Origin of the sequence: Kitasatospora sp. NPDC058218, from assembly GCF_042882445.1 — a bacterium.
In the GTDB taxonomy this organism is placed as follows: domain Bacteria; phylum Actinomycetota; class Actinomycetes; order Streptomycetales; family Streptomycetaceae; genus Kitasatospora.
Genome location: NZ_JBHVWC010000105.1, coordinates 1 through 24,505, shown reverse-complemented (window position 1 = coordinate 24,505; position 24,505 = coordinate 1). Strand labels below are relative to the sequence as shown.

Annotated in this window: 2 protein-coding genes; both read right to left on the bottom strand. The window is 73.6% G+C overall.

Annotated features, from left to right (window positions below; all coding sequences use genetic code 11):
* The coding region (locus ACFVYI_RS40390) for a type I polyketide synthase (RefSeq protein WP_387894806.1) at positions 1-22,711 on the bottom strand (22,711 nt) is incomplete at its 3' end.
* On the bottom strand, positions 22,711-24,505 hold a 1,795-nt coding region (locus tag ACFVYI_RS40385; RefSeq protein WP_387894805.1), incomplete at its 5' end, for a beta-ketoacyl reductase. The genes ACFVYI_RS40385 and ACFVYI_RS40390, both read right to left, overlap by 1 nt.

Here is a 24,505-nt window from a genome sequence, read left to right as displayed (position 1 = left end):
CGCCGTCGCCGTCGCCGTCGCCGTCGCCGTCGGCCGCAACGGCGGTCACCGCGACCGCGTCACCACCCACCGGCGCCAACCGCACCCGCACACGCCTCGAACTCCACTCACCCATACGCACGCCCGACCACGTGAACGGCACCACCGCACCACCCCGACCCCCCACCGCCCACGCATGCAAACACGCGTCCACCAACGCCGGATGCACCACGAAACCACCCGCCGCCACCGGCAGCCCCACCTCCGCGAACACCTCGTCCCCACGCCGCCACACCCGCTCCAACCCCCGGAACACCGGCCCGTAGACGAGACCGGCCCCCGCCAACTCCTCATACGCCCCGGCGTTGTCCACCTCCACCGCACCCGCCGGCGGCCACACCCCGCCCTCCCACACACCCGACACCACACCCCCGACCGGAACCACCGTCCCGACCGCGTGACACACCCACTCCTCCGAGCCCTCCACACGACCGTGCACCCTCACCGCACGACCGCCGTCCTCCCACTCCCCCACCGACACCCGCACCGCCACACCACCACGCTCCGGAACCACCAACGGCTCCCGCAACACCAACTCACCCACCCCACCGCACCCCACACGCACCCCCGCGGCAACCACCATGTCCACCAACACGGTCCCCGCCACCACCACACGCCCACCGACCACATGATCAGCAAGCCACCCCTGCCCCGACAACGACAACCGACCCGACAACACCACCCCACCCGAACCCGGCAACTCCACCACCACCCCCAACAACGGATGGTTCGAGGCCCCCAGTCCGAGGGCGGCCGGCTCCCCCGACGCCGCTCCCGACGCCTCGATCCAGAACCGCCGCCGTTGGAACGGGTAGGTGGGCAGGTCAACGTGTTCTGCTCCCGAAGGACCGAATACCGCCTGCCAGTCGACCCGGGCACCACGGAGATGCGCGTGGGCAAGCGCCGTCAGCACGGACACGCACTCGTGCCGATCGCGGCGCACCGACGCGACGAACACCCCCGCCGGCAGCACGGCCGACCCCATGGCGCTGAGAACGCCGTCGGGGCCGAGCTCGACGAAACTCTCGACGCCGTCGGCGTGCAGGCGCTGGACGGCGTCCTGGAAACGCACCGTCCGGCGGGCGTGCTCGACCCAGTACTCGACCGTCGCGATCTCCTCCGAGACCGGACGACCCGTGACCGTGGAGACGAACCGCAGCGCCGGGGTCCGGAACGACAGACCCCCGAGCACCTGACGGAAGTCGTCCAGCATCGGCTCCATCAACGGCGAGTGGAAGGCATGACTCACCCGCAGACGCCGCGAGCGGCGATCCGACAACGCCGCCACGACCAGCTCCACCGCTGGCTCGGCGCCCGAAACCACCACCGACGTCGGCCCGTTGACCGCCGCGAGCGAGACGTCGTCGCCCAGGAGGGGCAGGACCTCCTCCTCCGTGGCCTCCACCGCGACCATCACCCCGCCGGCCGGGAGCGCCTGCATCAACCGGCCACGCGCGGCAACCAGGGTGCAGGCGTCCGCCAGGGACAGCACGCCCGCCACATGAGCGGCCGCGACCTCACCCACGGAATGACCCGCCACCCCATCCGGCAGCACACCCCACGACTCCCACAGCCGGAACAACGCCACCTCGAAAGCGAACAGCGCCGGCTGAGCGACGCCCGTCCCCTCCAAGGCATCGGCGTCCGCACCGAAGAACTCCGCACGGATATGGAGGAGTTCAAGGGCTTCGTCCAACGCGCGTGCGAACACCGGGAACCGCTCATACAGCTCCCGCCCCATACCGACCCGCTGCGCACCCTGCCCCGCGAACAGGAAACCGAGACCCCCTCCAGCAGCGAGGTCCGACTCGATTCCGCCGTCCCCGGCCACCAGCGCTTCCAACTCCCGCAGCAGACCGGCCCGGTCCTCCACCACGAACGCCGCACCGTGGTCGAACACACTGCGCCCGGCGGCCGACGCCGCCACCTCCAGCACCGACACCTCAGGCCGCTCGGCGACGAACGACCGAAGCCGCGCCGCCTGGTCCCGCACCGCCGAACCCGTCCGCCCCGACAGCACCACCGGCACCGGACCGGCCAGCACCGGCACCTCCACCGACACGTCGGCGGGGCCCTGCTCAAGAATCACGTGCGCGTTGGTCCCGCTGATCCCGAACGACGACACACCCGCCCTACGCGGACGGTCCACCTCCGGCCAGACCGTCTGCTCCGCCAGCAGCCGCACCCCGCCCGCCGACCAGTCCACATGCGACGACGGCTCATCCACGTGCAACGTCGCCGGAAGCACACCATGACGCATCGCCATCACCATCTTGATGACACCCGCCACACCGGCGGCGGCCTGAGTGTGACCGAGGTTCGACTTCACCGAGCCCAGCCACAACGGCTCCTGCCGCTCGTGGCCATAGGTCGCCAGCAACGCCTGCGCCTCGATCGGGTCACCCAACGTGGTACCCGTCCCATGACCCTCCACCGCGTCGACCTCGGCGGCGGACAACCGCGCACTCGCCAACGCCTGCCGGATCACCCGCTGCTGCGACGGCCCGTTCGGCGCCGTCAACCCGTTCGACGCACCGTCCTGATTCACCGCACTACCACGCACCACCGCCAACACCCGATGCCCGTTGCGCACCGCGTCCGACAACCGCTCCACCAACAGCACGCCCACACCCTCGGACCAACCCGTACCGTCCGCGGCCTGCGCATACGACTTGCACCGACCGTCCAGCGCCAACCCCCGCTGACGGCTGAACTCCACGAACGCCCCCGGCGTCGACATCACCGTCACCCCGCCGACCAGCGCCAGCGAGCACTCACCCTGCCGCAACGACTGCGCCGCCAGATGCAACGCCACCAACGACGACGAACACGCCGTGTCCACCGTCACCGCCGGCCCCTCCAGACCGAACGAGTAGGACAGCCGCCCCGAGAAGACAGCGGCCGCGGAGCCGGTGCCCGCGTACCCTTCCAGTTCCTCCGGGGGCTGACGCAGCAGGGTGGCGTAGTCCTGGCCGTTGGTACCCATGAACACGCCGGTCTGGCTCTCGCGCAGCGCGTGGGGGTCGATGCCCGCGCGCTCGATCGCCTCCCAGGAGGTCTCCAGCAACAACCGCTGCTGCGGATCCATCGCCAACGCCTCACGCGGCGAGATCCCGAAGAACTCCGCGTCGAAGTCGGCCACGTCGTGCAGGAATCCGCCCGCGCGGGAGTACGTCGTTCCCGGGCGGCTCCGCTCGGGGTCGTAGAGGGCGTCGAGGTCCCAGCCCCGGTCCGTCGGGAAGTCGGAGACGACGTCCGCGCCGGTCCGCACCAGGTCCCAGAGGTCCTCCGGGGACCGCACCCCGCCCGGGAAGCGGCACGCCATCCCCACGATCACGATCGGCTCGTCGGCGGAGGTGCCGGTCGTGACGAGCCCGCCGGCGGCCGGGGCGGCCGCCGCGCCCGGGTCGAAGCGGTCCCGCAGGTGACGCACCAGTGCCGTCGGTGTCGGGTGGTCGAAGACCAGGGAGGCCGGCAGGGCGAGGCCCGTGGCCGTAACCAGGCGGTTGCGGAACTCCACCGCGGTCAGCGAGTCGAAACCGAGCTCACCGAACACACGGTCGTGCCGGACGGTGCCCGGGTGCCGGTGGCCGAGGACGGCGGCGGCCTGCTCCTGGACCAGGGCCAGCAGGATGCGCGTCCGGTCGGCTTCCGAGGCGCCGGACAACCGGGCCGCCACACCGGAGAGCGAGGCGCCGTCGTTCTCGGCCCAGGCCGACCGGACGGCGGACAGTTCGCCGAGCAGCGGCGCGGGCCGGGCGGTCGTCGCCGCGGCGACGAACCGCTCCCAGTCCACGTCGATCACGGTCAGCGCGGTCTCGTCGCCCTCCCACGCCTGCCGCAGGACGGCCAGCGCCGCCTCCGCCCGCAAGGGGGTGATGCCGTTGCGGCGCAGCTGGCGCGACACGACGGCGTTGTCCGCCATGCCCCCGTCGGCCCACGGGCCCCAGGCGACCAGGGTCACCGTACGGTCCTCGGCCCTGCGCTGTCCCGCCACGGCCGCCAGGGCGGCGTTGGCCGCCGCGTAGTTGGCCTGTCCTGCGGCGCCGACGGCGGCGGCCGCGGAGGAGAACAGGATGAACGCGTCGAGGTCCAGATCGCTCGTGAGTTCGTTCAGGTGACGGGCGGCGATCGTCTTCGCCCGCATGACGGTGGCGAACCGCTCCGGAGTCATCGCGTCGATGACCCCGTCGTCGAGCGTGCCGGCGGCGTGGATCACGGCCGTCAACCGGCCGGTCTCCCTGAGCTGTGCCAGGAGCGCGGCCAGCGCGTCGCGGTCCGCGACGTCGCAGGCGGCGAGCGTGACCTCGGCCCCCAGGGCCGTCAGCTCCGCCTCCAACCGCGCCGCCCCGGGAGCGGCCGGCCCACGCCTGCCGACGAGCACGACGTGCTCGGCTCCCTCCCCGATCGCCCATCGCGCGACCTGGGCCCCGAGCGCACCCGTGCCGCCGGTGATGAGCGCCGTCCCGCTGAGTCGTCGCCGGTCCCGGCGTCGCACGGCGGGGGCGGGCACGAGCCGGCGGCCGAACACGCCGGACGCGCGGACGGCCAGCTGGTCCTCGTGCAGGACACCGCTCGTCACGTCGGCGAGCGCGGTGGCGAGCACCTCGGCCAGGCGCACGGCCTCGGCGTCGGCGTCGGCATCGGCGCGCTCGTCGATGCTCTCGGGAAGGTCGATCAACCCGCCCCACCGGTCCGGGTGTTCCACCGCGGCCACCTGGCCCAGCCCCCAGACGGCGGCCTGTGCCGCCCGCACCGGCTCGTCGTCGTGGTGCGCCGCGACCGCGCCGCGCGTCACGCACCACAGCGGTGCCGTCACACCGGCGTCACCGAGTGCCTGGACGAGGCTCAGCGTGCCGGTCAGACCGAGCGTGAGCTCGTCCGGCGACCCGGGGTCGGGGCGTTCGTCCCAGGCCAGGACGGACACCACTCCGCTGACAGCCGACTCGTCCTGCACCGCGCGGAACCGCTCGGCGAGTCGAGCGCGGTCCGCCGGATCGACGCGGCGCACGGTCGCGCCCCGGTCCCCCAGCGCACGGCCGATCACGTCGTGCGCCGCCTCCGCCTCCCCGGCCACCAGCACCCAGACACCGGTCAGCCGGGTGGGCAGCTCCGTCCGAACCACCCGGTTCCAGGCGTCCTTGTAGCGCCAGGAGGCGGTCGCGGACTGCTCCCGGTGATCCCGCTGCCACGCCGCCAGGGCCGGCAGGACCTCGGCCAGGGCGGCCTGCTGCGTCGGTGCCACGTTCAACGCATCGGCCAGCGCGTCGACGTCGGCGCGTTCGACCGTGGCCCAGAACTCGCTGTCGATCGCGCCCGACGACGCGGCGGCGGCGGCGGGACGGTCCAGCCAGTAGCGCTGGTGCTGGAAGGCATACGTCGGCAGATCCACCACGGCCGGACCCGAACGGCCGAACACCACCCGCCAGTCGACCCGGGCACCACGAACGTGGGCCTGCGCGAGCGCCGTCAGCACCGACACGCACTCGTCCCGGTCGCGGCGCACCGACGGGACGAACACCCCCGCTGGTGCCACCGCCGACCCCATGGCGCTGAGGACGCCGTCGGGGCCGAGCTCGACGAAGGTCTCCACCCCGTCGGAATGCAGCGCGGACACCGCATCCGCGAACCGCACCGCCTGACGGGCATGCTCCACCCAGTACTCGGGCGTCGCGATCTCCTCCGCGACCGGACCACCCGTGACGGTGGAGACGAACCGCAGCGCCGGAGTTCGGAACGACAGACCAGCCAACACCTGCCGGAACTCGTCCAGCATCGGCTCCATCAACGGCGAGTGGAACGCATGACTCACCCGCAGACGCCGCGAACGACGACCCGACAACCCCGCCACGACCCGCTCCACCGCTGGCCCGGCACCCGAAACCACCACCGACGTCGGCCCGTTGACCGAAGCGAGCGAGACGTCGTCACCCAGCAGCGGCAGGACCTCCTCCTCCGACGCCTCCACCGCGACCATCACCCCGCCGGCCGGGAGCGCCTGCATCAGACGTCCACGCGCGCCGACCAGAGTGCACGCGTCCGCCAGGGACAGCACGCCCGCCACATGAGCGGCCGCGACCTCCCCCACGGAGTGACCCGCCACCGCGTCCGGCCGAACACCCCACGACTCCCAGAGCCGGAACAGCGCCACCTCGAAAGCGAACAGCGCCGGCTGCGCAACACCCGTCCCCTCCAAGGCATCGGCATCCGCACCGAAGAACTCCGCACGGATGTCGAGGAGTTCGAGGGCTTCGTCCAACACCCCCGCGAACACCGGGAACCGCTCATACAGCTCGCGCCCCATGCCGACCCGCTGCGCACCCTGCCCCGCGAACAGGAAACCGAGTCCGCCCGGAGCCGCCGCGCTCCCCGTGACCAGCTGCTCGACACCATCGCCCGCCGCCAGCCCGGTCAGACCGGCCCGGAGCGACAACGCGCTGTCCGCCAGGAGCACCGCACGGTGGTTCAGGGCCGCACGCGTCGTCGCCAGCGCGTACGCGAGGTCGGTGAGGGCCACCGCATGCCCGTCGTCGGCGAACGCCAGCAAGCGCGCGGCCTGCGCCTGCACCGCCCCGGCGCTCCGGCCGGACAGCACGACGGGGACCGGTCCCGCGAAGTCCGGTGACCGCTCGCCGTCGTGGGCCGCCTCCGTGCTCTGTACCGGCCCCTGCTCAAGGATGACGTGGGCGTTGGTGCCGCTGATCCCGAACGAGGACACTCCGGCCCTACGCGGACGCTCCGCCTCCGGCCAGGCCGTCTGCTCGGTCAGCAGCCGCACCCCGCCCGCCGACCAGTCGATGTGCGGGGACGGCTCGTCCACGTGGAGCGTGGCGGGCAGCACGCCGTGGCGCATCGCCAGCACCATCTTGATGACACCCGCCACACCCGCCGCCGCCTGCGTATGACCCAGGTTCGACTTCACCGAACCCAGCCAGAGGGGCAGTTCACGCTCCTGCCCGTACGTCGCCAGCAACGCCTGCGCCTCGATCGGGTCACCCAGCCGGGTGCCCGTCCCGTGGGCCTCGACCGCGTCCACCTCGGCGGCGGTCAGCCGCGCGTTCGCCAGCGCCTGGCGGATCACCCGCTGCTGCGACGGTCCGTTCGGCGCCGTCAGACCGTTCGACGCACCGTCCTGGTTCACCGCACTGCCACGCACCACCGCGAGCACCTGATGTCCGTTGCGCTCCGCGTCCGACAACCGCTCCACCAACAGCACGCCCACACCCTCGGACCAGCCCGTACCGTCCGCCGCGGCCGCGAACGCCTTGCAGCGCCCGTCCTCCGCAAGCCCGCCCTGCCGGCTGAACTCCACGAACGCTGCCGGTGTCGACATCACCGTGACCCCGCCGACCAGCGCCAGCGAGCACTCGCCCTGCCGCAAGGACTGCGCCGCGAGATGCAGCGCCACCAGCGAGGACGAACACGCCGTGTCCACCGTCACCGCCGGCCCCTCCAGACCGAAGGCGTAGGACAGTCGACCGGAGACCACCGACGCGGCGGCGCCGGTGGCCGCGTGGCCCTCCAGCTCCCGCGTCGTGTCGCGCAGCAGGGCCGTGTAGTCCTGACCGTTGGTGCCGGCGAAGACGCCGGTGTCGCTGCGGCGCAACGTGGCCGGATCGATCCCGGCCCGCTCGAACACCTCCCACGAGGTCTCCAACAACAACCGCTGCTGCGGATCCATCGCCAACGCCTCACGCGGCGAGATCCCGAAGAACTCCGCGTCGAAGCCGGCGACGTCCTCGATGAAGCCGCCCACCTGGACGGCGGACGCACCGGAGCGGCCGGATCCGATCAGCGTGTCGATGTCCCAGCCCCGGTCGGTCGGGAAGGACGAGATGGCGTCGGATCCCGAGCTCAGCAGCCGCCACAGGTCCTCCGGCGACCGCACCCCGCCCGGAAAGCGGCACGCCATCCCCACGATCGCGATCGGCTCGTCGGCCTGCGCGGACACCGACCCCGTGCGCAGGGCCGGGACGTCGGCCGCCGGGGCGTCCGCGAGCCGGGAGCGCAGGTGATCGACGAGCGCGGAGAGGTTCGGGTGGTCGAAGACCAGGGTCGCGGGCAGGGAGATCCCGGTGACCGCGCCCAGGGCGTTGCGCAGTTGCAGCGCGCTGAGCGAGTCGAAGCCGAGATCGCGGAACGAGCGGTCCGGGTCGAGCCTGTCCGAGGTGGCGTGCCCGAGCACCGCGGCCGTTTCGGCCCGTACGGTCTCCAGGAGGAACCGCCGCGCTTCGGCGTCCGGGAGGCCGGCCAGCCGGCGGGCCAGGTCCTCGGCCGGGCCGCGGTCGCTCGCGGTCGCCGTCCCGGCGTCCGTCAGCTCGGCGAGCAGGCGGGTCGGCCGGGCGGCGGCGAGAGCGGCGGCGAGCCGGTCCCAGTCCGTCCTGGCGACCAGGGCGGCGGTCAGACCGAGGTCCAGGACCCGGCGCAGCGCCTCGCCGGACTGCCGGGCGGACAGGGGCGAGACACCGTTCCTCGCCAGGCGGTCCCGGACGGCCCGGTCCGCCATGCCGCCGTCCGCCCACGGCCCCCAGGCGACGCTGGTCGCGGGCAGGCCCTGTCCGCGACGGTACTCGGCGAGGCCGTCCAGCAGGGCGTTGGCCGCCGCGTAGTTGCTCTGCCCCGCCGAGCCGACCGTGCCGGCCAGCGAGGAGAAGAGGACGAACGCGTCCAGCCGGCGGTCACGGGTGAGCTCGTGGAGGTTCCACGCGGCGTCCACCTTGGGCCGGAACACGGCCTCGAAGCGCTCGGCGGTCATCGAGTCGATCACGCCGTCGTCCAGGATCCCGGCCGCGTGGACGACCGCCGTCAGCGGGAACTCCGCCGGGACGGTGCCCAGCAGCACGCCGAGCGCCTCGGGGTCGGCGACGTCGCAGGCGGCCACGGTCACCCGGGCGCCCAGCGCGACGAGTTCGTCCGCCAGCTCGGCCGCGCCCGGAGCCGCCCCGCCACGGCGGCTCGCCAACAGCAGGTGCTCGGCCCCCTGCTCGGCCAACTGGCGTGCCACGGCCGCACCGAGGACACCGGTACCGCCGGTGACCAGGACCGTTCCGCGCGGTCGCAGTCCCTCGGCGGCCGTTGCGCCAGGGGTGCGAACGGGCACCAGGCGCCGACCGAAGATCCCCTCGGCGCGAATCGCCACCTCGTCCTCGTCCACCGCCCCGGCCAGCACGGAGACCAGCCGTTCGGCGGTCCGGCCGTCGGGGGTCGACGGCAGGTCGATCACGCCGCCCCATCGGGAGGGGTGCTCCACGCCCGCGACGCGCGCGAATCCCCAGACCGCGGTCTGGTCCGGCCGTGTCAGCGAGTCGTCGGAGCGGGTGGAGACCGCCCCTGCGGTGATGTTCCACAGGGGCGCCTCGATGCCCTGGTCCCCGAGCGCACGGAACAGGGCCAGGGTGCGGACCACCCCGGACGGCAGCCCGGGCTCCAGCTCGGCGGTGAGCGGAACGAGCGACAGCACGCCCCGGATGTGGCCGGAGCCGGTGAGCGGGGCCTGCGGTGCCGTGGCGGCCCCGAAGGGCATGCGGACCACCTCGGCGCCGTGGTCGGTCAGCGCTCGGGCTACCCACTCCCACCGCTCCTCGCCGGTCGGCGGCGTCACCAGGAGCCAGGTGCCCGTCAGCGCGCCGGACCCCTGCTCGGGCACCGGGCGCCAGACGACCTGGTGCAGGAGCTCGTCCGTCCTGGCGTCCGCGTCCCGGCGTCGACGCCAGGCGGAGAGGGCGGGCAGGACCGAGTCCAGCGGGGCATCCTGCGCGAGCTGGAGCGTGGCGGCGAAGTCGTCGACGTCGGCGCGTTCGACCGTCGCCCAGAACTCGCTGTCGATCGCGCCCGACGACGCGGCAGCGACGGGACGGTCCAGCCAGTAGCGCCGGTGCTGGAAGGCATACGTCGGCAGGCCGAGGCGCGGCGGCTCGGAACGGCCGAACACCACCCGCCAGTCGACCGAGGCACCACGGACGTGGGCGTGGGCGAGCGCGGTCAGCACCGACACGCACTCGTCCCGGTCTCGGCGCACCGACGGGACGAACACCCCCGCCGGTGCCACGGCCGACCCCATGGCGCTCAGGACGCCGTCGGGGCCGAGCTCGACGAAGGTCTCGACACCGTCGGCGTGCAGCGCGGACACCGCATCGGCGAACCGCACCGCCTTGCGGGCGTGCTCCACCCAGTACTCGGGCGTCGCGATCTCCTCCGCAACCGAAGCACCCGTGACCGTCGAAACGAACCGCAGGGTCGGCGACGTGAAGGACAGGCCCGCGAGCACCTGCCGGAACTCGTCGAGCATCGGCTCCATCAACGGCGAGTGGAAGGCATGGCTGACCCGCAGACGCCGCGAGCGGCGCTCGGGCAGAGCTGCTGTGATCCGCTCCACCGCTGGCTCGGTGCCCGAAATCACCACGGACGTCGGCCCGTTGACCGCCGCGAGCGAGACGTCGTCGCCCAGGAGGGGCAGGACCTCCTCCTCCGTGGCCTCCACCGCGACCATCACCCCGCCGGCCGGGAGCGCCTGCATCAGACGTCCACGCGCGGCAACCAGGGTGCACGCGTCCGCCAGGGACAGCACGCCCGCCACATGAGCGGCCGCGACCTCCCCCACGGAGTGACCCGCCACCGCGTCCGGCCGAACACCCCACGACTCCCAGAGCCGGAACAGCGCCACCTCGAAAGCGAACAGCGCCGGCTGGGCGATGCCCGTCCCCTCCAAGGCATCGGCATCCGCACCGAAGAACTCCCCACGGATGTCGAGGAGTTCGAGGGCCTCGTCCAACGCCCTCGCGAACACCGGGAACCGCTCATACAGCTCGCGCCCCATACCGACCCGCTGCGCGCCCTGCCCCGCGAAGAGGAACGCCCAACCGCCGTTCGTCGCACTGCCGGTGACCACACCCGCGCCGGGCTCGCCCGCCGCCAACGCCAGCAGGCCCTGCCGCAGTTCGGCCGCGTCACCGGCCACCACCACGGCACGGTGGTCGAGCGCCGCACGCGTCGTCGCCAGCGAGAAACCCAGACCGGCCAGGTCCTCGGCGGGCTCCGCCTCCACATGCCGCAGCAGTCGCGCCGCCTGGGCCCGCACTGCGACCTCGCCGGCGGCGGACAGCACCACCGGCACCGGACCGGCCAGCACCGGCACCTCCACCGGCAGCTCCGCCGGCCCCTGCTCAAGAATGACGTGGGCGTTGGTGCCACTGATCCCGAACGAGGACACACCCGCCCTGCGAGGGCGGTCCACCTCCGGCCAGACCGTCTGCTCGGTCAGCAGCCGCACCCCGCCCGCCGACCAGTCCACATGCGACGACGGCTCATCCACATGCAACGTCGCCGGAAGCACGCCATGACGCATCGCCATCACCATCTTGATGACACCGGCGACGCCGGCGGCGGCCTGGGTGTGACCGAGGTTCGACTTCACCGAACCCAGCCAGAGGGGCAGTTCACGCTCCTGCCCGTACGTCGCCAGCAACGCCTGAGCCTCGATCGGGTCGCCCAGCGTGGTGCCCGTCCCATGGCCCTCGACCGCGTCGACCTCGGCGGCGCTCAGCCGGGCCCTCGCCAGCGCCTGCCGGATCACCCGCTGCTGCGACGGACCGTTCGGCGCCGTCAGACCGTTCGACGCACCGTCCTGGTTCACCGCGCTGCCACGCACCACGGCGAGTACCCGGTGCCCGTTGCGCACCGCGTCCGACAGCCGCTCCACCAGCAGCACGCCCACACCCTCGGACCACCCCGTGCCATCGGCGGCCTGCGCGTACGACTTGCACCGACCGTCCTCCGCCAGCCCCCGCTGACGGCTGAACTCCACGAACGCCCCCGGCGTCGACATCACCGTCACACCACCGGCCAACGCCAGCGAGCACTCACCCTGCCGCAACGACTGCACCGCCAGATGCAACGCCACCAACGACGACGAACACGCCGTGTCGACGGTGACTGCAGGGCCTTCGAGACCGAACGTGTAGGACAACCGCCCCGAAACAACGCTGCCCGCACTACCGCTGGCCAGGTACCCCTCCAACTCCTCCGGCACGGCGGACAGGCCCGACGCGTAGTCGTGGTACATCAGACCGGCGAACACACCGGTGTCGCTGCCGCGCAGCGTGGCCGGATCGATCCCGGCCCGCTCGAACACCTCCCACGAGGTCTCCAGCAGCAGCCGCTGCTGCGGGTCCATCGCCAACGCCTCACGCGGCGAGATCCCGAAGAACTCCGCGTCGAAGTCCCCCGCGTCGTGCAGGAACCCGCCCTCTCGGGTGTATGACGTGCCCGCGCGGTCGGGGTCAGGGGCGTAGAGCGCGTCGACGTCCCACCCCCGGTCGGTCGGGAAGGGGGTGATGGCGTCGGAGCCGTCGCTCAGCAACCGCCACAGGTCCTCCGGCGACCGCACCCCGCCCGGGAAGCGGCACGCCATCCCCACGATCGCGATCGGCTCGTCGGCCCCGGCCGTCACCGACGCCACGACAGCACGCCCGGCCGCCGACGACTCGACCAACGACGACAGCAGGAACTCGGCCAGCGCCACCGGCGTCGGATAGTCGAACACCAACGTCGCCGGAAGCCGCAACCTCGTCGCCGTCGACAGCGCGTTGCGCAGCTCCACCGCCGTCAGCGAGTCGAACCCCACCTCCCGGAACGAACGCCCCGCCGCCACCGCGGCCGCGGAACCGTGCCCCAGCACCGCCGCCGCCCGCCGACGGACGAGGTCGAGGACCAGGTCGTGCCGCTCGGCCGCAGGCAGCGCGACCAGCCGGTGCTCCAGCTCGGATGCCGACGTTGCGGCCGCGCCGCGACCGCGCGGGCCGACCGGCCGTACCAGCGCACGCAGCAGCGCCGGTACGGGCGCGTCGGGAGCCGACCGGGCGGCGCGGCCCAGACCGGCGGTGTCCAGCTTCGCGGCGACGGGCGCCGGCTCGGCCGAGGCGAGCGCGGCGTCGAACAGTGCCAGTCCCTCGTCGATGCCGAGGGCGTCGACACCGGCCCGGCGCATCCGTGCCAGGTCGGCCTCGTCCAGCCGTCCCGCCATGCCACCGGCGGGGGTCCACAGCCCCCATCCGATGGACGTGGCCGGAAGCCCGGCCCCCCGTCGGTAGTGGGCCAGGCCGTCGAGGAAGGCGTTGGCGGCGGCGTAGTTGGCCTGGCCCGCGCCGCCCAGGGTGCCGGCTACGGAGGAGAACAGCACGAACGCGTCGAGGTCCAGGTCCTGGGTGAGTTCGTGCAGCAGCCACGCCGCGTCGGCCTTCGGGCGCAGGACGGAGTCGAGCCGCTCCCCGGTGAGCTCGTCCAGGACGCCGTCGTCGACCACGCCGGCGGTGTGCACCACCGCGGTCAGCGGGTGTTCGGCCGGAATCGCGGCCAGCAGCCGGACGACGGCCTCGCGGTCGGCGACGTCGCAGGCGGCGACGGTCACGTCCGCCCCGTGCGCGGCCAGTTCCGCGACGAGGTCGCCGGCGTCGCCGCTGCGGCTGGCCAGCAGCAGGTGCCGCACGCCGTGGTCGACGACCAGGTGCCGGGCTGTCGCCGCTCCCAGCAGTCCGGTGCCGCCGGTGATGAGCACGGTGCCCGACGGGTCCCACTCGGTCGGTTCGGCGACCGTCCCGGCGCGGACCAGGCGCGGTACGTGGAGGGCCCCGTCGCGTACCGCGAGCTGCGGCTCACCGGTCGCCACCGCCGCCGCGACAAGATCGTCGTCAGCGTCGGTATCGGGGTCGGGGTCGGGCTCGCTGTCGGGGTCGGTGTCGACCAGCACGATCCGGTCGGGATGCTCCGCCTGGGCGGACCGGATCAGGCCCCAGACGGCGGCCCCGGCGAGATCCGTGACGCTGCCGTCCCGGTGGCCCGGCACGGCGCCCCGGGTCACGACGACGAGCCGCTCGGCCGCGGGGCGGTCGGCCGGCGCCAGCCACTCCCGCACGGACGTCAGCGCCTCGTTCAGGACGCCACGTACGGAGAGCCCGTCGCCCACGCACCGGATCACCCGGTGGTCGTCGCGGCCTCGGGCCGCAGTGGCGACCGGCTGCCAGTCGATGCGGAACAGCGAGTCCGTGCCGCCCTGGCGGGCGTCGCGCAGTTGGCCGTCCGAGACGGCACGGAAGGACAGGGACTCCACCGCGACGACCGGTGTGCCCTCGGCGTCGGTCGCGACGAGCGCGACGGCGTCCTCGCCCACGGGCGTCAACCGGACCCGCAGCTCCGCCGCACCCGTCCTGAAGAGCCCGACGCCACGCCAGTTGTAGGGCAGCCTGCCGGGCTCCTCCCCGGCCCCGTCGGCGTGCCAGGCGTGGAACGCGGCGTCGAGCAGGGCGGGGTGCAGTCCGAACCGGCCGCTGCCCTGTTCCTCGGGCAGCGCCACATGGGCGAAGACCTCCGAACCCCGGCGCCACACCGCCCGCAGGCCCTGGAACGCGGGACCGTAGTGGAATCCGTCCTCGGCCAGTTGCCGGTAGTGGCCGTCCAGGTTCACCGGCCGGGCGTCGCGCGGCGGCCACTGCGTCCCGAAGTCGGACGGGGCGTCCGGGAGCGGGGCAGCGAGGAGGCCACCGGCGTGCCGGATCCATTCCTGGCCGGCGTGCCTGGCGTGGATGCTGAACGCGCGATCGCCCGTCCCGGCCTCCAGGTCGGAGACGGTCACCTGCACTGCCACACGACCCTGTTCGGGCAGCGCGAGCGGCGCCTCCAGCGTCAGTTCGGCGATCGAGCCACAGCCCACCGCGTCGGCGGCCCGCTGCGCGAGCTCCACGAACACCGTCGCCGGCACGAGACGGGTACCCCGTACCTCGTGGTCGGCCAGCCATCCCTCGGCGTCCGTGGCCAACTGTCCGGTCAGGAGGTGGCCGCCGGACTGGGGCAGCTCGACGGCCGCACCCAGCAAGGGGTGGTCGGCCGCGTCGAGGCCGGCGGCGGTGATGTCCCCGGCCCGGGACCCGTCGCTCGCGAGCCAGTAGCGCCGGTGCTGGAAGGCATACGTCGGCAGACCGAGGCGCGGCGGCCCCGAACGGCCGAACACCGCCTGCCAGTCGACCCGGGCACCACGGAGATGCGCGTGGGCGAGCGCCGTCAGCACCGAGGCGCACTCGTGCCGATCGCGGCGCACCGCGGGAACGAACACCCCCGCCGGCACCACGGCCGACCCCATCACACTCAGCACACCGTCGGGGCCGAGCTCGACGAAGGTCTCCACCCCGTCGGAATGCAGCGCGGACACCGCATCCGCGAACCGCACCGCCTGACGGGCATGCTCCACCCAGTACTCGGGCGTCGCGATCTCCTCCGCGACCGGACCACCCGTGACGGTGGAGACGAACCGCAGCGCCGGAGTTCGGAACGACAGACCAGCCAACACCTGACGGAACTCGTCGAGCATCGGCTCCATCAACGGCGAGTGGAAGGCATGACTCACCCGCAGACGCCGCGAGCGGCGATCCGACAACGCCGCCACGACCAGCTCCACCGCTGGCTCGGTGCCCGAAACGACGACCGACGTCGGCCCGTTGACCGCCGCGAGCGAGACGTCGTCGCCCAGGAGGGGCAGGACCTCCTCCTCCGTGGCCTCCACCGCGACCATCACCCCGCCGGCCGGGAGCGCCTGCATCAACCGGCCACGCGCGGCAACCAGGGTGCAGGCGTCCGCCAGGGACAGCACGCCCGCCACATGAGCGGCCGCGACCTCCCCCACGGAGTGACCCGCCACCGCGTCCGGCCGCACGCCCCAGGATTCCCAGAGCCGGAAGAGCGCCACCTCGAAAGCGAACAGCGCCGGCTGAGCGACGCCCGTCCCCTCCAGGACGTCGGCGTCCGCGCCGAAGAACTCCGCACGAATGTCGAGGAGTTCGAGGGCCTCGTCCAACGCCCCCGCGAACACCGGGAACCGCTCGTACAGCTCCCGCCCCATACCGACCCGCTGCGCACCCTGCCCCGCGAACAGGAAACCGACCCGGCCCGGCGTCCCCGTGACCAGCTGCGCGACGGCCTCACCGGCCACCAGCGCGTCCAACTCCCGCAGCAGACCGGCCCGGTCCTCCACCACGAACGCCGCACCGTGGTCGAACACACTGCGCCCGGCGGCCGACGCCGCCACCTCCAGCACCGACACCTCAGGCCGCTCGGCGACGAACGACCGAAGCCGCGCCGCCTGGTCCCGCACCGCCGAACCCGTCCGCCCCGACAGCACCACCGGCACCGGACCGGCCAGCACCGGCACCTCCACCGACACGTCGGCGGGGCCCTGCTCAAGAATCACGTGCGCGTTGGTGCCGCTGATCCCGAACGACGACACACCCGCCCTACGCGGACGGTCCACCTCCGGCCAGACCGTCTGCTCCGCCAGCAGCCGCACCCCACCCGCCGACCAGTCCACATGCGACGACGGCTCATCCACGTGCAACGTCGCCGGAAGCACACCATGGCGCATCGCCATCACCATCTTGATGACACCCGCCACACCCGCCGCCGCCTGCGTGTGACCGAGGTTCGACTTCACCGAACCCAGCCACAACGGCTCCTGCCGCTCCTGGCCATAGGTCGCCAGCAACGCCTGCGCCTCGATCGGGTCACCCAACGTGGTACCCGTCCCATGACCCTCGACCGCGTCCACCTCGGCGGCGGACAACCGCGCACTCGCCAGCGCCTGCCGGATCACCCGCTGCTGCGACGGACCGTTCGGCGCCGTCAGACCGTTCGACGCACCGTCCTGATTCACCGCACTACCACGCACCACCGCCAACACCCGATGCCCGTTGCGCACCGCGTCCGACAACCGCTCCACCAACAGCACGCCCACACCCTCGGCGAGCCCCGTCCCCTCGGCGGCGTCTGCGAAGGCCATGCAGCGGCCGTTCGGTGCGAGGCCCTGCTGGCGGCTGAACTCCACGAACATGGTGGGGGTCGACATCACCGTCACGCCGCCGGCCAGCGCCAGCGAGCACTCGCCCTGCCGCAACGACTGCACGGCCAGGTGCAGCGCCACCAACGACGACGAGCACGCCGTGTCCACCGTCACCGCCGGCCCCTCCAGACCGAACGTGTAGGACAGCCGGCCGGAGGCGACACTGCCCGCCGTGCCGTTGGCCAGGTACCCCTCGATGTCGTCCGAGACATGGGCCAGTCGGGAGCCGTAGTCGTGGTACATCACCCCGGCGAACACACCGGTGTCGCTGCCGCGCAGCGTGGCCGGATCGATCCCGGCCCGCTCGAACACCTCCCACGAGGTCTCCAGCAGCAGCCGCTGCTGCGGGTCCATCGCCAACGCCTCACGCGGCGAGACCCCGAAGAACTCCGCGTCGAAGTCCCCCGCGTCGTGCAGGAACCCGCCCTCCTGGGCGTAGCTGGTTCCCGGGCGGCTCCGCTCCGGGTCGTAGAGGACGCCGAGGTCCCAACCCCGGTCGGTCGGGAAGGGGGTGATGGCGTCGGTGCCGTCGCTCAGCAACCGCCACAGGTCCTCCGGCGACCGCACCCCGCCCGGGAAGCGGCACGCCATCCCCACGATCGCGATCGGCTCGTCGGCCCCGGCCGTCACCGGCGCCACGACAGCACGCCCGGCCGCCGACGACGGACCCGACGACTCCCCGGACGCGACCAACGACGACAGCAGGAACTCGGCCAGCGCCACCGGCGTCGGGTAGTCGAACACCAACGTCGCCGGAAGCCGCAACCCCGTCGCCGTCGACAGCGCGTTGCGCAACTGCACCGCCGTCAGCGAGTCGAACCCCACCTCCCGGAAGGGCCGCCCCGCCGCCACCTCGGCGGCGGAACCGTGCCCCAGCACCGCCGCCGCCCGGGTCCTGACCAGGTCGAGCAGGACGTCGGTGCGCCGGTCGCCGGGCAGCCGGGCGAGACGGGTGCTCAGGTCCTCGTCGCCACCGCCGCGTCGTACGGGCACGCGGACCAGATCGCGCAGGACGGGCGCGACGGCGCCGTCGGCGGCGCGCAGGGCCGGGAGGTCCAGTCGCGCGGGCAGCAGCGCCGGTTCGCCGGAGGCCAGCGCGCGGTCCAACAGCGCCAGTCCTTCGGCGGCAGTCAGTGCGGCGATGCCGGACCGGTTGATCCGGTGCAGGTCAGCTGCGTCGACATGGCTGGTCATGCCGCTGCGGGGCTCCCAGAAGCCCCAGGCCAGCGCGGTGGCGACCTGGCCGCGTGCTCGCCGCCGGACGGCCAGCGCGTCGAGGAAGGCGTTGCCCGCGGCGTAGTTGGCCTGACCCGCGGCGCCCAGGGTGCCGGCCGCCGAGGAGAAGAGGACGAAGGCGTCGAGGTCGAGGTCGCGGGTGAGTTCGTCGAGGACCTGCGCGGCGTCGATCTTCGGCCGGAGCACGGCGTCCACCCGTTCCGGGGTGAGCGCGGAGACCAGTCCGTCGTCGAGCAGACCGGCGGCGTGCACCACCGCGCGCAGCGGGTGTTCGGCCGGGACGGTGGCGAGGACCGAGGCGACGGCCGCGCGGTCGGCGGCGTCGCAGGCGACGACGCGCACCGTGGCGCCGAGGGCGGCGAGCCCGCTCAGCGTCTCCTCCGCCGCGGCGCCGCCGCGGCTCAGCAGCAGCAGGTGCCGCACGCCGTGTTCGGTCACCAGGTGGCGGGCCACCAGGCCGCCCAGCACCCCGGTACCGCCGGTGATGAGCACCGTCCCCTGCGGGTCGAACGGGGTGGCGGCGAGCCCGGTGGGCAGCGGGAGGCGGGCGAGGCGCGGGACGTGCAGGACGCCGTCGCGGACGGCTGCCTGCGGTTCGCCGGAGCCCAGCGCGAGCGCCAGGCCGTGGCCTTCGGGGTCGGTGCCGTCCAGATCGACCAGGACGAAGCAGCCGGGGTTCTCGGTCTCGGCCGCCCGGACCAGACCCCACACGGCGGCCCCCGCGAGGTCGCTCGGGGCCTCGCCCGGCCGGACGGCGACGGCGCCCCGGGTGACGATCACGAGCCGGCCCGAGGCCGACCTCTCGTCGGACAGCCAGGACTGCAGCCGCTCCAGGACGGCGTGCACGGCCTCCCGCGGGGTCTCCTGGTCGACGGTGGCGACCACGTCGCCCGCCACCGGGCGGGGCGCTGCCTGCTCGTCGGCCGAGGCGGGGCGCCAGGCGAGCCGGAACAGCGCGGCGTCGTGGGCGGTGCCGAGCTGCGCCGCGGACACCGGCCGGACCACCAGGGATTCGGCCGACAGCACCGGTGCGCCGGTCGTCGCGTCCATGGCCAGCAGCGACAGGGCGTCGGGGCCGGCAGCCGTCAGCCGGACGCGCAGCGTGGTTCCGCCGGACGCGCGCAGGCTCACGCCGGTCCAGGAGAACGGCAGGCGGGGAGAGTCCTGGCCGACCGGTCCGACGAGGCCGGCGAGGTGCAGGCCGGCGTCGAGCAGGGCCGGGTGGACGCCGAACCGGCCGGCGCCGCTCTCCTCGGGCAGGACGACCTCGGCGTACACCTCCTCGTCGGTGCGCCAGGCGGCGCGCAGGCCCTGGAAGGCCGGTCCGTAGACCAGCCCCTGGTCGTGCAGGCGGGTGTAGTGGTCGACGAGGTCGACGGGCTCCGCCCCGGCCGGCGGCCAGGAGGCCGGGCCGGCCGGAACCGCGCCGGGGTGCACCGCCAGCGCGCCGCCGGCGCACCGCACCCACTCCTGGTCGGCGGTGTCGGCGGGCCGCGTGTAGATGTCGAGCGCGCGGCGGCCCGTGGAGTCGGGGGCCGCGACGATCACCTGGATCTGCAGGGCGCCGTCGTCGGGGAGGAGCACCGGCGTCTCGAAGGTGAGCTCGTCGACGCGCCCGCAGCCGGCCTGGTCCGCGGCCCTGACCGCGAGGTCGAGCAGCGCGGTGCCCGGCAGCAGCGCCCGGCCGAGGACGGTGTGGTCGGCGAGCCAGGGGTGGGTCTCCAGCGAGATCCGCCCGGTGAGGACGAATCCGTCGCCGTCGGCGAGGCCGAGCGCCATGTGCAGGAAGGCGTGGTCGGACACCGCGAAGTCGCCCGTGGCACTGCCGCCGTCGCGCAGGCCGGCCGGCCAGTACCGGGTGTGCTGGAATGCGTACGTCGGCAGGTCCACCCGTTGCGGCTCGCCGCCGATGACGGCGTCCCAGTCGACGGCGACGCCGTGCGTGTACAGCTCCGCCAGCGAGGCGAGGAACCTGCCCCGGCCGCCGTCGCCGCGGCGCAGGGTCCCGGCGGCCAGTCCGGTCCGGCCGCTGTCGTCCAGGACCTCCCGGATGCCGAACGCGAGCACCGGGTGCGGGCTCACCTCGACGAAGTCGGCGTGGTCCTGCTCGACGAGCGCGCGGATCGCCTGCTCGAAGCGCACCGTCGCCCGCAGGTTCAGGTACCAGTACTCGGCGTCCATGCGGGTGGTGTCGAGCAGGCCGCCGGTCACCGTGGAGTACAGCGGGACCTGTGAGGCCCGGGGGCGGATCTCGCGCAGTGCGCCGACCAGCTCGTCGGCGAGGACCTCCACGCTCGGCGAGTGCGACGCGTAGTCGACCGGGATCCGGCGGGCCTGCTCGTCCGACCCCAGCAGCGCCTCCAGCGCCTGCGGGTCGCCCGACACCACCGTGGACCGGGGACCGTTCACGGCGGCGATCGACAGCCCCTCGCCGAGGTCGATGTCGCCGGCCGGCCGCGGCACGGACACCATGCCGCCCTGTCCGGCCAACCGCACCAGGGCCCGGCTGCGCAGGGCCACCACCCGGGCGGCGTCGTCCAGGGACAGGGCGCCGGCGACGCACGCCGCCGCGATCTCGCCCTGCGAGTGCCCCACCACGGCCGCGGGTTCGACTCCCGCCGCGCGCCACAGCGCGGCCAGCGACACCATGACGGCGAACAGGGCCGGCTGGACGACGTCGACGCGTTCCAGCGCCTCGGGGTCGGCCAGGACGTCCGGCAGGGACCAGTCGACGTACGGCCGCAGGGCCTCGGCGCACTCGGTCATGCGGGCCGCGAAGACCGGTTCGGAGTCCATCAGTTCCAGGGCCATGCCGACCCACTGCGCGCCCTGGCCGGGGAAGACGAACACGGCCTGGTCCCGGCCCTGTTCGGCGACGCCCTCGACCACGGCCGGCGCACCGGTGCCCGCGGCGAGGGCGCCGAGGCCGTCGCGCATCTCGCCGAGGTCGACGCCGAGCACGACCGCCCGGTGCCGGAAGGCCGTCCGGCCGTGGCCGAGAGACCAGGCCACGTCGTCGAGCGGCAGCTCCGGGTGATCGTCGAGGTGGGACCGCAGGGACCGGGCCTGCGCGCGCAGCGCGTCCTCGGTCCGCCCCGACAGGAGCCAGGGCAGGGGGGTGTCGGCCGGTGCGGCGGCGGGCGCGGGGGTGGCGACCGTCGCCGGTTCGGCGGCCGGTGCCTGTTCGAGCACGACGTGGCTGTTGGTGCCGCTGACGCCTAACGCGGACACCGCCGCGCGGCGGACCCGACCCGTTCCCGGCCAGGGCGCGGCCTCGGTGAGCAGTCGCACGCCGCCCGCCGACCAGTCCACGTGGGACGAGGGCGCGTCCACGTGCAGGGTGGCCGGGAAGGTGCCGTGGCGCATCGCCATGACCATCTTGATCACACCGGCCACACCGGCGGCGGCCTGCGTGTGCCCGATGTTGGACTTGACCGAGCCCAGCAGCAGCGGCTGCCCGCCCGCGCGGTCGGCGCCGTAGGTGGCCAGCAGCGCACGCGCCTCGATCGGGTCGCCCAGCGGCGTGCCGGTGCCGTGCGCCTCGACGGCGTCGACGTCGGCGACGGTGAGGCCGGCGTCGGCGAGGGCCTGGCGGATGACCCGCTGCTGCGCGGCACCGTTCGGCGCGGAGAACCCGCTGCTCGCGCCGTCCTGGTTGACCGCGGAACCGCGGACGACGGCGAGGACGGGGTGCCCGTTGCGCAGGGCGTCCGACAGCCGCTCGACCAGGAGCACGCCGGCGCCCTCGGCCCAGCCGGTGCCGTCAGCGCCGTCCGCGAACGACTTGCACCGGCCGTCGGGGGCCAGCCCGCGCTGCCGACTGAAGTCGATGAACGGCCGCGGCGTGGCCATCACCGTCACACCACCGGCGAGCGCCATGGAGCACTCGCCCTTCCGCAGCGCGTGGCACGCCAGGTGCAGCGCGACCAGGGACGACGAGCAGGCGGTGTCGATGGTGACCGCCGGCCCCTCCAGGCCGAGCTCGTAGGCGATCCGGCCGGACACCACGCTGCCGGACGTGCTGTTCCCGAAGAATCCCTCGTACTCCTCGGAGGCGCGCTCCAGCAGGCCGCTGTAGTCGTGGTACATCATCCCGGCGAACACGCCGGTCCGGCTGCCCCGCGCGGACTCGGGATCGATCCCCGCCCGCTCCAGCGCCTCCCAGGCGACCTCCAGCATCAGCCGCTGCTGCGGGTCCATCGTCACCGCCTCGCGCGGCGAGATGCCGAAGAACTCCGCGTCGAACTCGGCCGCGTCGTGCAGGAAGCCGCCGCGCCGCACGTAGGAGGTCCCGAGGTGCTCGGGGTCGGCGTCGTAGAGGCCTTCCACGTCCCAGCCGCGGTCGGTGGGGAAGTCCGTGATGGCGTCCTCACCGCGTTCGACCAGCCGCCAGAGCTGTTCGGGCGTCCGGACGCCGCCGGGGTAGCGGCAGGCCATTCCGATGATGGCGATGGGTTCGCCGGCCGCGGACTCGGCATCGCGCAGCCTCTGCCGCGTCTGGTGCAGTTCGGCGGTGACCCACTTCAGGTTTTCGAGCAGCTTGTTGTCGGTCATGATCAGCGCCCGAACTCCCGTCGAATGAAATCGAGAACGTCGTCGGCCGATGCCGACTCCAGCGTGTCGAGCACGCTCTGCTGCGTGACGCCCGGCTGTTCGTCCGGGGCCGGGTCCCGTGGTGGTGGCGTCGTCTCCTCGGGGCGAGGCAGCTCGCCGTCGAGGTGGCGGGTCAACTCGTGCGGCGTCGGGTGCTCGAACAGCAGCGTGGCGGGCAGGGCCAGGCTGGTGGCCCTGCCGAGCCGGTTGCGCAGTTCCACGGCGGCCAGCGAGTCGAGGCCCATCGCCATGAAGCCGGCGCCCATGTCGATGTGGTCCGGGCCCCCGTGTCCGAGCACGGCGGCCACGTGCGAGCGGACCAGCTTGGCGATGATCCGCTCCCTGGCCTGCGGCGTCGCACCCCCGATCCGCTGCCGCAGCTCGGCCGCCTCGTCGGGCGCGACGCTCGTGGGGGCGGCAGGGACGCGAACGACCTCGCGGAGCACCATGGGCACCTGGTCGCTCCCCCGGGCACTCAGGCGCGCGGCCACGACGGCGGGTTCCTTGGTGCTGAGTGCGGTGTCGAGGAGGTGCAGGGCGTCCTGGGTCTCCAACGGCAACACACCCTGACGCCGCATCCGAGCCCGGTCCGCCTCACTCAACCCCGCCGTGATCCGCGACGGCGCCTCCCACAGGCCCCACGCCACCGACACCCCCGACAGACCCAGGCCGTGACGGTGCCGGGCCAACGCCTCCAGATACGCGTTACCCGCCCCGTACGCACCCTGACCCGCCGAACCCGTCACCGCCGCCAACGACGAGAACAGGACGAACGCGTCCAGATCCCACCCCAGCTCACCGGCCACCTCGTGCAGATTCCACGCACCATCCACCTTCGCCGCCAACACACCCTCCACCCGCGCCGGCGTCAACGACTCCAACAACCCGTCGTCCACCACACCCGCCGCATGCACCACCACCCGTACGTCGCCGACGTCCGCCAACGCCCCGGCCAAAGCGGCACGATCGGCGACATCACACGCCACCACCCGCACCCGCGCACCCGCCCCCTCCAGACGCGCCACCACCCCACCGTCATCGCCACCACCACGGCCCAACAGCACGATGTCCCGCGCACCCCACACGCTCACCGCGTGCAGAGCCACCGCACCACCCAACACACCCAGACCACCACTCACCAACACCGCGCCCGTCACGCCCGCGGGCCGGTCGGAGGGGGCCTCCACAGCCGTCAGCCGTGCCACCCACGCGCCACCGTCCTCGGCCAGCACCACCTCCGGCTCACCCGACGCCACCACCCGCGCCAGATCCTCCCGACGCCCCCCGTCCACCAACACCAACCGACCCGGGAACTCACGCTGCACCGACCGCACCAAACCCCACACCGCCACACCCACACCCACACCCTCGGAGTCCACCGCTCCATCGGTCCACACCACCACCGGACCGACACCCTCCACGAGCCGCTCACGCAACACCGCCACGGCCTCCACGACCGCCCCACGCACCACATCCGGGGCCATACCACGCGCCATACCCCGCAGATCCAACACCCACAACCCGTCGGCCTCGGACGGGACTTCGGGAAGCGTCACCGCACGACGCTCCACCCGATACAACCCACCACCCGACACCGACGACAACGCCGACACCGGCCGCAACGACAACGCCTCAACCGACCACACCACCCCACCGCCACCGCCGCCGTCGCCGTCGCCGTCGCCGTCGCCGTCGGCCGCAACGGCGGTCACCGCGACCGCGTCACCACCCACCGGCGCCAACCGCACCCGCACACGC